The following is an 11,357-nucleotide window of genomic DNA, read 5'->3' as shown; positions in this document are numbered from 1 at the left end:
GGAGGGAGAGGGAGGGGGAGAGAGGGGGAGAGGGGGAGATAGGGGGAGAGAGGGGGAGAGAGGGAGAGGGGGAGAAGATTTTTGAGCGATCGTCGAAATATAGCGGTTATCAAAAAAGCGAGGATAGCCCAATGCCCTGCGCGGGCCAATGCCCCATCCCTCCGCTTCGCTGGGCCCAATGCCCTGCGCGGGCCAATGCCCCATCCCTCCGCTTCGCTTCGCTCCGCCCCATGCCCCATGCCCCATGCCCCATGCCCCATGCCCAATCCCAGATAGTACCTCATCTTTTTGAGAAATGCTATATATCTTATTAATAAGTCTATTACTTTAACTAATCCCTTAAAATGTGGAAAGCGCTAATTTAAAATATCAGGTAATTATCGAACATGACTATTGAATTAACAAAGGGTGACAGATTTAATCTTTCTAAAGAAGCTCCTGATTTCAAGAAAGTTGCGATCGCCCTGGGGTGGCAAGTCAGCCAGACAGCACAAAACTGCGATATTGACGCATCTGTGTTTATGTTAGGCGCTGACGGTCGCATTCCCGATGAAAAGTATTTTGTATTTTACAACAATCTGACCTCGCCGGACGGTGCGGTGCGACATTCAGGTGACAGCAGGAATGGACAAATTGAGGGAGATGATGAGACGGTTTATCTGGATTTGAGTAAAATCAATTCGGCGATTCAGGAAATAGTGTTTGTTGTGACTCTTCACGAGGGACAGGAAAAGAATCAAAGTTTTAGTCAAGTTACAAATGCTTTTATCCGGCTTTACAATTCGGAAACTGGAAACGAATTGGTTCGGTACAATTTAAATCAGATATTTTCCCAAGAAACGGCTTTAGAATTTGGACGTTTGTACAGGAAGAATGGCGAATGGAGGTTTCAGGCTGTAGGACAGGGATATAATGCTGGGTTGCAAAGTTTTGTGGACAAGTATTATGTTGAGAATGCGGTTGATAAAAGCTCGAATGGTGGTGAGAAGGTTGACGATGCTGAGGTTTTGAGGCGATTTAGCGATCGGGTGGATCGATTATTGCGCGAAGAGGCGATCGAGGAGACACCAATTCCAGCATCTAAAGAAGTGGTAGAACAGCCGGCTGCTATTCCGGTTAATGCGGATACTGTGGAATCTGAGGAAGAGGCAAAAATTGATGATTCTGCAGAATCTCAAGAAGAGGCGAAAATTGATGATTCTGCACTAGAAAATCTGGCACCGGCTATTACTGCTGAGGAATTTTTGCAACGGTATAATCAGAGAGAAAGAGATTTTACTGGAGTTAATCTAGCAGGAGTAAATCTGAGCGGAAAATCCCTTAGTCAAGTCAAGCTGAGTAGCGCTAATCTAAGCGGTGCTGAACTTTCTCAAGCAAATTTATCTGGCGCTAACCTGACTGAGGCAAATTTATGTGATGCCAACCTTCGCAAGGCTAATCTACAGTCAGCCAACTTAAGGAAAACAAAATTCATAAATGCAAATTTAAGCCAAGTAAATCTGGAAAAATCAAACCTAAGTGAAGCGAATCTGAGTGGGGTAAATCTCAGTAGTGTTCATGTGTCGTCAACAAACTTCAGCAGGGCCAACCTTAGTAAGGCAAACTTAACTGGGTTAAATTTTAAAATATGTTGGTTTATAAGTGCTGATTTGACTAATGCAAATCTAAGTAAGACTAACCTATTAAAGGTAAACCTTGAAGGGGCAAACCTTGAGGGAGCAAAACTTCAACAAGCGGTTTACGGCACAATGACTATCTTCCCCACAGGCTTTGACCCTGGAAAAGCAGGTGCTTACTTAATCGCTCCTATTGCTTCACTGCGAGAAGCAAACTTAGCTCGTATTGACTTGAGCGGAGTCAACCTAAGTGAAGCTAACTTGAGTGGTGCAAATCTAACTAAGGCAAATTTGTCGAGTGCAAAACTCCTACAAGCTAATTTGAATAAAACCGACTTAAGCGAAGCAGATATGAGGAGTGCAAACTTAACAGCGGCAAACCTGATAGGAGCAAACCTGATGCAGGCATATTTAGGATCTGCGAACCTAACTGCGGCAGACTTGAGTGGAGCGAATCTGAAAAATGCACATACAGATTACTATACAAATTTTCGTGGTGCTAATCTGACAAAAGTTAATCTGGTTGGTGTAACTCTTCAATGTAATCTCAGCGGAGCAATATTAAGTGAAGGAAATCTCTGTGGGGCTAACCTTAGTGGTGGAAATTTTAGTGAAGCAGACTTAACTTCGGCAGACTTGCGCGGGGCAAATTTGCAGAATACAAACCTAGAAAAAGCCAACCTCAAGGGAGCGAATCTAAGTGGCGTGGTAAATCTGGAAACGGCAAAACTTGCAGGTGCAATTATGCCAGACGGCACAATTCACGAATGAATTAATATTTGTAGTCACGAATTTAGTTTTTAGCAATGGAAGGACTAGGGCGTGTTTTATTAACCCGGAGATCCCCCCTAACCCCCCTTAACAAGGGGGGGACAAGAGCATTCTCAAAGTCCCCCGACCTAAGGGGGATTTAGGGGGATCGAGACTTCGATCCCAGCGACATTTTTTATGGGTTTCCGCCTTAACTTGACACCAATGGTGGGGTGTGCCTCGCCCAAAAATAGATTATAATTAATGTGAAATATCAAATACATAGATTTTCGATGAGTGAATCTGACACGGAAATTATAGAATCTACCCTCAGATGGATGACAGAGTTTGTCGAGTTACCGCATCCAGTTTTCAGTGATTTACCGATTTGTCCCTTCGCTAAAAAAGCACGCTTGGCCAATCAAATTTTATTCAAAATCGAGCGGTTTTCAGCGCTGATTCAGTTTGATACAGATTCTACTATCATGAAATCGATTCATGAATTTGCTAATTCCGAATTTGAAATAATGTTAGTAGTTAATCCCGATAAAACTGCGATTAGTGCGCCACAAACTAAAGAATTGACCGACAAACTAAACACTCAGATTTCCGAGTTGGGATTGCTGGCTTTTCACATTCATCCTGAAGAAGATTTTAATATTGACGGGCTTTATACTAGGAGGATGCCGTATCCCGGCTTCACCGTTCAAGTAAATTCTAAGCTAAAGCCAGCTTCTGATACTTTAGAAAAAACTGAATATTACAAAAATTGGACGGCGCAACAACTAAAAGATTTCGGGATTCCGAGAAATTGACGATCGCCCCTTTCCCCCTCTCTTCCTTCGCGCCCTTTGCGCCTTCGCGGTTCAATCCTCCTCTTCCCCAGTTCCCCGCGTCTCTCCTAGCCATTACAATAAGTTCAGGAAAAAATCTTTACACATAAGAACTCATGCAGCTCAAGTCCACAACCCGCCATATTCGCATTTATACCGCCATCCTCGAAGACAACGAACTCGTACCCAGCAATGACCTTTTGACGATCGACATTGACCCAGACAACGAACTAAACTGGAACGACGAGTCAGTCAAACAGGTGTATGCCAAATTCGACCAACTCGTAGACGCTTACGAGGGCGAAGACTTGACAGAGTACAACCTCCGCCGGATTGGTTCGGAATTGGAGCATTTGGTGCGATCGTTCTTGCAAAAAGGCCAAATCAGCTACAACCTCAACACCCGCGCCGTCAATTACAGCATGGGACTTCCCCGAGTTGATGCCAAAATTCACATCTAAGGGGAAAGTCGGAGAGGGGGAAAGGGTGCAATAGCGATTGGGGGAGAGGGAAGAGTGGGAGAGTCTGATGGGAAAAATCATCCCTATTTCCTCTTCTTTCTCCCCTCGAACCTCAACATTGAGCCGTTAAATTCTTGACAATCCCATTCCCGCACTGCTGCGATTACGCCGAATTTCCCCGATCCTCATTCTTCAGTTCCCTTGGTTTCTGCGTCTTTCCCACTGTCATTCGGATCGATCGCACAATTGGGATCGCGAGCCAAAAACTGCTTTACTGCAAGTTGGCGGTTAGTCATAAACTGACCCCAAGCGCCGGGAAACATCTGATCCAAGGTTTCCACCAGCGCCCAAACTTCAAGATTCATCACTTTGTAATAAAAACCGTGAGAATGCTGAATCCTAGTCAGCATTTCGTCTACCTCAACAGGAGGTAGCAGCTTCGGATCGCGTAAATTATCGCCAAAGGCGCTGGACTCATGTAGGGGCATGGTTAAAAATTTAACAGCTTACTGATTGTCGGTCAGTTGATTTTAGATTTTAGATTTTAGATTTTAGATTTTCGCTTAGAAATTGATTCCACGGATGAATCTGGGGGGGATTGTATCCGTCTCAGGCTCAGGTTAAATTTAACTTGACTTGCCCGCGCTCGGCTACAAAGCACCGATCGCCCGATCGACCAAACCCATAATATATGTTTATTTATACCTAAAAGCTCAGGATATTTCTACGTATAGCGGTTCGATCGCGTAGTGAGGTATGCTCAATGCCCAATCCCTCCGCTTCGCTCCGCCCAATGCCCTATGCCCACCCTTCGACTTCACTCTTCGGGCAAGATGCCCAATGCCGCATAGTAACTCATCTGAGAGATCGAAAGGCTATATCTGCATCCTAGCATCAGAGTTCGTCTAAAATCTCAATTAGCTTGAGGGCTGCGATTGCTTCGTCGGCTGTCAGTCTCAGCAATATCCTGACTTGGGCTGGCGTCGCGCCAGCGTCGATTCCTGAAAGCCGATCGCCAGATTTATCCGGGGGTCAACAAAATGGTAGACTGTTAGTTTGAGTACAAAGCGAAAGTCAAAACTAAAAAATTTTCAGAAAATATCGCCGCGCACACAAAAGTGCAAAAGTGATGAGCCTGGGAACCAAAAAAACCAAGATATTAGGACTGCAAAGTCTTAAGAATCTCCCTCTGCACAAAAAACGGGAGTGTCATATAATCGCCACATATCAACCTGTCGAGATTCAAGGGCTAAAATAGTTCAGATCGGCACGGCCCAAAGGCGTCAGGAACCCTTATGCAAAACTCTATGCCAAAACACTACCTGTGGGCTGTAGGTGAAGGGATCAAAGCGTGTAAACCAGGCGATCTAATCGGAGGTCGCTATTTGGTCAAGCGCGATCGGCTTCTTGTCGATACTCAACCCGAACAGTTGCCGGAACTGCCCGAAGAGATTCCGAGCGCGATCGTTCCTTATTTGAGATTGTTTGCCTATCAGTTGCACGTACCTCAAGTATACGGGCTGGTATCGTCCCAGACGAGCAAACTCTCAGGAGATATCTGGCTGCTGGAAAACGCGCCTATTGTGAAGGTGACGGAATCTTTAATGCCGGAATTGGCGGACTCCTGGAAAGGAGCCTCCGCCATGCGACAGCTAAATTGGCTGTGGCAAATTGCCAAGTTGTGGCAGCCTTGTATGGCTCAGGGCGTGGCTTCCACCCTGCTGACTCCCGAACTGTTGCTGGTGTCGGGTCAGTTAGTCAGGTTTCTGGAATTGCAGCCCGATCGCAAACCGCCTAATTTGTCGCAGTTGGGCAAATTGTGGCAGCAGTGGATCGATGATGCTCACCCCACGATTGCCAATTTTTTGAGGCAACTTTGCCAGCAAATGGTCGCCGGTCAAGTGCGCCAAGGCGAACAACTCATGGGCCAGTTGGATAAAGCTCTGGCAAAATCCGGCCGATTTTACGATCGTCACATTGAGATTGCTACGGGCACAGATGTGGGCCGAGCCCGGGCTCATAACGAAGATGCTTGCTATCCGCCGGATGGTACGGTATTTGCCGGACTCCCGGGCGTGTCGGCTTGCGCGATCGTCTGCGACGGTATCGGCGGACAAGACGGTGGCGAAGTCGCTTCGGAATTGGCGATTGCTGTACTTCAGGAAAAATTGCAGCTTCTTCCCCTGCATCAAGCTAATTGGGACCCGCTGAGCCTGACTTCCAAGCTCGAACGGGCCGCCTGTGCCGCTAACGACAAGATAGCCAGTCGCAACGACAGCGAACACCGCCAAGGCCGCCAGCGAATGGGCACTACCCTTGTCATGGGTTTAGCTCACATTCACGAAGTCTACGTCGCCCACGTCGGAGACAGTCGGGCTTACTGGATTACCCGCAACGGCTGCTATCAAGTTACTCTCGATGACGATGTAGCTTGTCGTGAGGTGCGTTTGGGTTACTCGCTATACCGCGATGCTTTGGAACAAGTCGCCGCCGGCGCTCTGATTCAGGCTTTGGGCATTACTTCCTCCAACACTTTGCACCCGACAGTGCAGCGATTTCCAGTAGATGAGGATTGTGTTTTTCTGCTGTGCTCCGACGGTTTGAGCGATAAAGACCGGGTTGAGGAATGTTGGGAAGCGGAAATTTTGCCAATTCTCGACGGTAGCATTAATGTGGCGAAGGCGCGCGATCGACTGATCGAGATTGCTAATACCAAAAACGGTCACGATAACGTCACCGTGGCTTTAATTCACTGTCAAGCACATTTGAAGGACAATGGCGATACATTGACAGAATTGTCTGTCGCACCTTTAGATGTGCCGATCGAACTAATGCCCGACACCGAAGATATGCCAACCGATTTGACCGGCAGCACAGCCCTGATCGAGGCTAATTCTCAACTAAAAACGCAGTTAATACAGCCACCAGACAGAGGCAAAAGTCTATTTTCGCTGTTAGTAAAAATAGTTTTTTTGTTAGGTTTGGGAGGTGTATTTGCTTATTTTTTCATTCCTCCGGTGGGTCGGGCGATCGATACTGCCGGGGAGTCGATTTTCGGTAAACGCGGTTTAATTAATGCTAGAAGCGAGCCGGAGAAAACTGTTAAACCAGTATCTTCTGAACTCAATTATTTAGAAAAAGGCTCCTTTGTAGAACTCAAAAATTCTGGTAGTGGGGAATTGGGCGCTCCGGGCGATCGCTTGGATTTGCGATCGGCAATCGGTGAGTTGACTGTCAAAGGAACAGTCCCTGCCGGCAGCGTTTTGCAGGTGACAAACAAACAGCTTACGCCTCAAGGCAATTGGCTGGAATTAAAAGTTTGTTCGCTTCCTGCAATAGTGCCGTCGAACTCTCCCAAACCAAAATCAAATAAAGATTTTTCTACTGTTTCCCAACCAGCAATCAGTCCATCTCCCGCGGAGGCTAGTCCCTCGCCTTCGCCGGACATTAAGCCAACAGTTGCAGTAGAAATCGCCAAACTGCAAGCGGGAGAAATCGGATGGATTCAGGAAACAGATGCCGTTTCTAAAGTAGCAATTAACCCAACTCCCAACCCCACTCAACAGGGGAAATGCGCTGTTGGTTATGACTCAAATTCCAATTCTAATTAATTCTCGTCGGTCATCGCTCATTAGTTTTTTTGTTATCCAAGTTTGGTTAATTACTCGCAATCAAGGGTGTTTCTTCAGATGCGATCGCGCGTGGGGAATGCGAGTCCGCAGCATGAAAGCCTATGCAAGTCCAAACGATCGAACCGCCCGAATTAAAGCCTATGCAAGTCCGCACGCGCGATCGGTCAAGCGCTTTATTTGTGAGTGAGATATGTCGCTAATTCTGGAATTTCACCCGCGCGCTGCCACTCGGCTTCGCCCAGCCGTACTTTGGTGCGATCGGTAATCTTCTGCAAATCTCGCAATTGCTTTTTCGTATAAGGCCCCTCGGCTTTACCGCTGCGGAATACGTACCATTGAGCCTGTTCTGGTTTGGGCTTTTTCGTTGGTGACGATCGCTTTTGAGGTGGTGAAGTTGACTTTCTGACAGGCCTCATCCGAGTATTGCCCAACTCGGCTGCAAGCTGGTTGAGTTCGATTTCAACTGGATCTGGATCGGATAAATTAGCATTGGACGATCGCCTTTTAGCTGAAGTTTTAACTGAAGGCTGACCCCTAGCAATGTCTACTTCGCGACGCGAACCCCAGAAATGCCACAGCACAACCCAAACTAGCGCCACGATATATCCTAAAATCTGTTCTTCTGCTTTTAACCATTCTGAAGGTTCTCCAAACAGCCGATAACCGATCGCACCAAATACGATCGCGATCAGATTGAAATAAATTAGATAGGTAGCATCATTAGCAGCTAAATGCCAACTCGTTGTATGGCGAACAAAAGATTGACTCGCTGCTGTTTGATTGTGTTTCCAACTTTTTCTAGCTTGAATGTGACTGTATCCGGGAGAGTCAGCGGGCCACCATGTCGCCGCCCAATTAAGCAAATGCGCCGACCAATGATGCCAAACTGCATATCCAACTATACCGCTCCAAAACACGCAAACAACTAACAGAAAAGTTGTCAGCGGCAGTAGCTTTATTGGCACCATTTCGACCGTGACAATAGTTAGTAAAAAAAACGGAGTACCAGTCAGAATTGGTACAAACAGAATTTCCAATATCTTTAGCAAATAGCTATAGAAAATTCCGAGGAATTTGACCAGAATTTTGATTCGCTTGGCAAAGCGGAAGTGATACAAATAAGTAGATGCGATCGCACTTCCTAGAATTAAAGCAACAATCTCGCCCGAAGAATTTCCCATCGGCACCATGAAAAGGGCGATCGCCGGAATTCCCATAACAATAGCAGCAGGCAGCGTAGCAAATGCGATAATGCCTTCCCTCCAGTGCAGCCAAGCCGATACTGTTGGTGTCGGCGAGTGACTGTGGCGGCGGATTTCCACCCACTCAGCAAATTTACTTAAGCCCCAATGGTAGAAAGCAAATAACGGTATCTGACACAACCAAGCAAAGGCGATCGCACCTTCAAAATCTGAATTGCTGATGCTGCGCCAGTACGCTGTGTTAAATCTGTAGTAGTAATAATATCTAGGCAGCAGCACCCAAATAATCAGCCAAAAGCCAATGCTTAAGGCAAACCCTTTTGCCCATGATGCAGGATAGGGAAGAAACTTGGGCCAGTTATTCATGATGGCGACAATTGGAAGAGATTTCAATATTGTCCCACTACACTTGACCTGCGGCAATTGATTTATAGCCTTTCTGTGCTCTCATATGAGGTACTATCCGGGATAGGGCATGGGGCATTGGGCGAGCGCGAAGCGGAGGGATTGGGAAGAAGGCCCGCGCAGGGCATACCTCACCACGCGATCGAACTGCTATAGCGTTAACTCTTCCCACCGCTAGGGTTGTGTCGGGAAACATTAGTTTTTTTCCATTCAGTCAAAAACAATCTCAAAATTATCTGTGTTTATCTGCCATTATCTGCGGTTTTAGCATCAAGACAATCGATATTAAATTTGTATTGCATAAGTCCTCGATTAATACATCAAGCGCCGATCAAAGGCAGATTGACCCCGATCGACGCAAATAATTTTAGATAATTTGTGAGTGAAAAAGGTGTATTGCAAATTAGGTAATTAGGAGCTTGCAAGTACGGTTTGTCTAAAATCTTCGCGATATTAGTTGACCTGATGAAATACTTGGGTCATTTTTTGATTGACAAATAGCAATGTTTATAGTATGTAAGCGATAAAATGGTGCTAAATTAATTTAGCTCCGGCAACGACCGCGCCGGAAACAAAAGGTTACAATCAAACATACATTCTATTTCGATAACAATACTGTTTATAGCTTGAACTCTCAGTGTCCTACAACAACACCTCAACTCAATTTCAATTTGATTCAATCGACAGCGCCCTCGCAGACATGAAAGCAGGCCGGATGCTGGTAGTAGTCGATGACGAAAATCGCGAAAACGAAGGCGACGTGATTTGTGCCGCCCAATTCGCCACTCCCGACAATATCAATTTTATGGCAGTGAACGCCCGGGGTTTGATTTGTCTGGCCTTGAGCGGCGACAGGCTCGATCGCCTGGAACTGCCCCTGATGGTCAGCAAAAACACCGACAACAATCAAACAGCCTTCACTGTCAGCATTGATGCAGTTAACGGCGTCAGTACCGGCATCTCCGCCGAAGACCGCGCCCGCACCATCCAAGTTGCGATTCACCCGGACACTAAACCTCAAGACTTGCGCCGTCCCGGTCACATTTTCCCGCTGCGGGCGATCGACGGTGGCGTTCTCAAACGCGCCGGCCACACCGAGGCATCGGTCGATCTCGCCAGACTTGCCGGCCTCTATCCCAGTGGCGTCATCTGCGAAATTCAAAACCCCGACGGTTCGATGGCGAGGTTGCCGGAATTAATCGAGTACGCTAAAACCTACAACCTCAAAATCATCAGCATTGCTGACTTAATTAGCTACCGACTCAAGTACGATCGGTTTGTCCGCCGCGAAACAGTCGCCAAATTGCCCACAGAATTCGGCAATTTCATGATTTATGCCTACCGCGACACTCAAGACGATTCAGAACACGTTGCTATTGTCAAGGGCGACCCCGCAGAATTTAAGGACAAACCCGTGATGGTGCGAGTGCATTCGGAATGTCTGACCGGCGATGCTTTGGGTTCGCTGCGCTGCGACTGTCGGATGCAGCTACAAGCAGCGCTGAAAATGATCGAAAATGTTGGTTCTGGTGTCGTAGTTTACTTGCGCCAAGAAGGTAGGGGCATTGGATTGGTCAATAAACTAAAAGCTTACTCGCTGCAAGATTTGGGATACGATACCGTAGAAGCTAACGAGCGGTTGGGCTTTCCGGCCGATCTTCGCAACTACGGCATTGGAGCGCAAATGCTCAACGATTTGGGGGTGCAAAAAATTCGGTTGATTACCAACAACCCGCGCAAAATTGCTGGTTTGAAAGGTTACGGCATTGAAGTAGCCGATCGCGTCCCGTTACTGATAGAAGCCACAGATTACAACTCGATTTATTTGGCAACAAAAGCCGAAAAACTCGGTCATATGCTGCTGCAAACTTATTTAGTAACAGTGGCGATTCAGTGGAACGAAGCGAAGAAAGAAGGAAGTTCGGCAGCGGATTTTGTAACGGATGTAACGGATGGAGAGAAGCAAAAGACAGAAGAAGGAAAAGAGCTTTTAATTCCGGTACAGCAGTCTGGAATTGCCAGTCGTTACGGACACTTGGAAAAACTGCGGGAATTGGCGGCCAGCCAAGATTTGGTGCTGAAAGAAGAAGCGCGGCCGGTGGGCGTAGCTTTGTTTGGAGAAGGCTCTCTGATTGTTCACCTCGGCTTCGATCAAGCCGGACTCGCGGCCCCGGACTGGTACAAAGAGCAAAACCATCCTTATGTCAAGGCGATCGGGCAAATTCTCGAATCCATCAGCAAAGATCCCAATTTGCAAACATTAGAATTCCTGGTTTCTTCTGGTGGAGACCCGCTCAAAACCCTGCAAGTAGGGATCGATCGAGAAACCTTCCCCCTAGCACAAGTCGCGTCCGCCTGCGCCAAGCTTCAACCCCAAACAATTTATAGTTTTTCGGCTATTCCCGATTCAGGCCTGGGAATGTCAAGCTAGGTTCAGCATTTAAAGAGAGCGAATTTG

Annotated in this window: 9 protein-coding genes; 6 read left to right on the top strand and 3 right to left on the bottom strand. The window is 46.9% G+C overall.

All coding sequences use genetic code 11. The features are described 5' to 3' along the window. A partial coding sequence (locus QUA97_RS14920; protein WP_333195089.1) for a hypothetical protein occupies positions 1-246 on the bottom strand: 246 nt, incomplete at its 3' end. A 140-nt stretch (positions 247-386) separates the two neighbouring features. On the opposite strand from QUA97_RS14920, the gene QUA97_RS14915 reads away from it, so the two are divergent. The 3 genes from QUA97_RS14915 to QUA97_RS14905 all read left to right on the top strand — a co-directional run bounded on the left by QUA97_RS14915 (position 387) and on the right by QUA97_RS14905 (position 3,660). Continuing rightward, positions 387-2,387: a pentapeptide repeat-containing protein gene (locus tag QUA97_RS14915; protein WP_333195087.1), complete on the top strand. Its 2,001-nt coding sequence runs from the start codon at positions 387-389 to the stop codon at positions 2,385-2,387. A 272-nt stretch (positions 2,388-2,659) separates the two neighbouring features. Continuing rightward, the gene (locus QUA97_RS14910; RefSeq protein ID WP_333195086.1) at positions 2,660-3,181 is read left to right on the top strand and encodes a hypothetical protein; all 522 of its coding nucleotides are present in this window, start codon (positions 2,660-2,662) and stop codon (positions 3,179-3,181) included. 134 nt (positions 3,182-3,315) lie between these two features. Next, the gene (locus tag QUA97_RS14905) at positions 3,316-3,660 is read left to right on the top strand and encodes an NAD(P)H-quinone oxidoreductase subunit M (protein ID WP_194070752.1); all 345 of its coding nucleotides are present in this window, start codon (positions 3,316-3,318) and stop codon (positions 3,658-3,660) included. A gap of 185 nt (positions 3,661-3,845) precedes the next feature. On the opposite strand, the gene QUA97_RS14900 is transcribed toward QUA97_RS14905, so the two are convergent. Further along, positions 3,846-4,148, bottom strand: a complete 303-nt coding sequence (locus tag QUA97_RS14900; RefSeq protein ID WP_194011901.1) for a hypothetical protein — start codon at positions 4,146-4,148, stop codon at positions 3,846-3,848. Positions 4,149-4,967: 819 nt separating this feature from the next. Between QUA97_RS14900 and QUA97_RS14895 the strand changes: the two genes are divergently transcribed. Then, the gene (locus QUA97_RS14895; RefSeq protein ID WP_333195084.1) at positions 4,968-7,271 is read left to right on the top strand and encodes a PP2C family protein-serine/threonine phosphatase; all 2,304 of its coding nucleotides are present in this window, start codon (positions 4,968-4,970) and stop codon (positions 7,269-7,271) included. After that, positions 7,246-7,479: a hypothetical protein gene (locus QUA97_RS14890; RefSeq protein WP_333195082.1), complete on the top strand. Its 234-nt coding sequence runs from the start codon at positions 7,246-7,248 to the stop codon at positions 7,477-7,479. Before QUA97_RS14895 ends, QUA97_RS14890 begins: the two co-directional genes overlap by 26 nt. Here QUA97_RS14890 and QUA97_RS14885 read toward each other — a convergent pair. Further along, a complete protein-coding gene (locus QUA97_RS14885; RefSeq protein ID WP_333195081.1) occupies positions 7,466-8,860 on the bottom strand; it encodes a DUF4339 domain-containing protein in 1,395 nt (464 codons plus the stop codon). The two genes, QUA97_RS14890 and QUA97_RS14885, sit on opposite strands and share 14 nt — an antisense overlap. Positions 8,861-9,599: 739 nt before the next feature. Between QUA97_RS14885 and ribBA the strand changes: the two genes are divergently transcribed. Continuing rightward, positions 9,600-11,330 (top strand): bifunctional 3,4-dihydroxy-2-butanone-4-phosphate synthase/GTP cyclohydrolase II, encoded by a 1,731-nt coding sequence (gene ribBA / locus QUA97_RS14880; protein WP_442922528.1) that lies wholly within the window; start codon positions 9,600-9,602, stop codon positions 11,328-11,330. Positions 11,331-11,357: the final 27 nt, after the last annotated feature.

It is taken from the genome of Microcoleus sp. CZ3-B2, from assembly GCF_036705055.1.
Classification (GTDB): Bacteria; Cyanobacteriota; Cyanobacteriia; order Cyanobacteriales; family Microcoleaceae; genus Microcoleus.
Note: the sequence above shows the minus strand (reverse complement) of the source record. Positions and strands in the feature narration are given on the sequence as shown.

Excerpts from the sequence above, each read along its gene's own strand:
- QUA97_RS14915 (WP_333195087.1), top strand. The coding sequence starts at position 387 with ATGACTATTGAATTAACAAAGGGTGACAGATTTAATCTTTCTAAAGAA.
- QUA97_RS14910 (WP_333195086.1), top strand. The coding sequence starts at position 2,660 with ATGAGTGAATCTGACACGGAAATTATAGAATCTACCCTCAGATGGATG.
- QUA97_RS14905 (WP_194070752.1), top strand. The coding sequence starts at position 3,316 with ATGCAGCTCAAGTCCACAACCCGCCATATTCGCATTTATACCGCCATC.
- QUA97_RS14900 (WP_194011901.1), bottom strand. The coding sequence starts at position 4,148 with ATGCCCCTACATGAGTCCAGCGCCTTTGGCGATAATTTACGCGATCCG.
- QUA97_RS14895 (WP_333195084.1), top strand. The coding sequence starts at position 4,968 with ATGCCAAAACACTACCTGTGGGCTGTAGGTGAAGGGATCAAAGCGTGT.
- QUA97_RS14890 (WP_333195082.1), top strand. The coding sequence starts at position 7,246 with ATGACTCAAATTCCAATTCTAATTAATTCTCGTCGGTCATCGCTCATT.
- QUA97_RS14885 (WP_333195081.1), bottom strand. The coding sequence starts at position 8,860 with ATGAATAACTGGCCCAAGTTTCTTCCCTATCCTGCATCATGGGCAAAA.
- ribBA (WP_442922528.1), top strand. The coding sequence starts at position 9,600 with ATGAAAGCAGGCCGGATGCTGGTAGTAGTCGATGACGAAAATCGCGAA.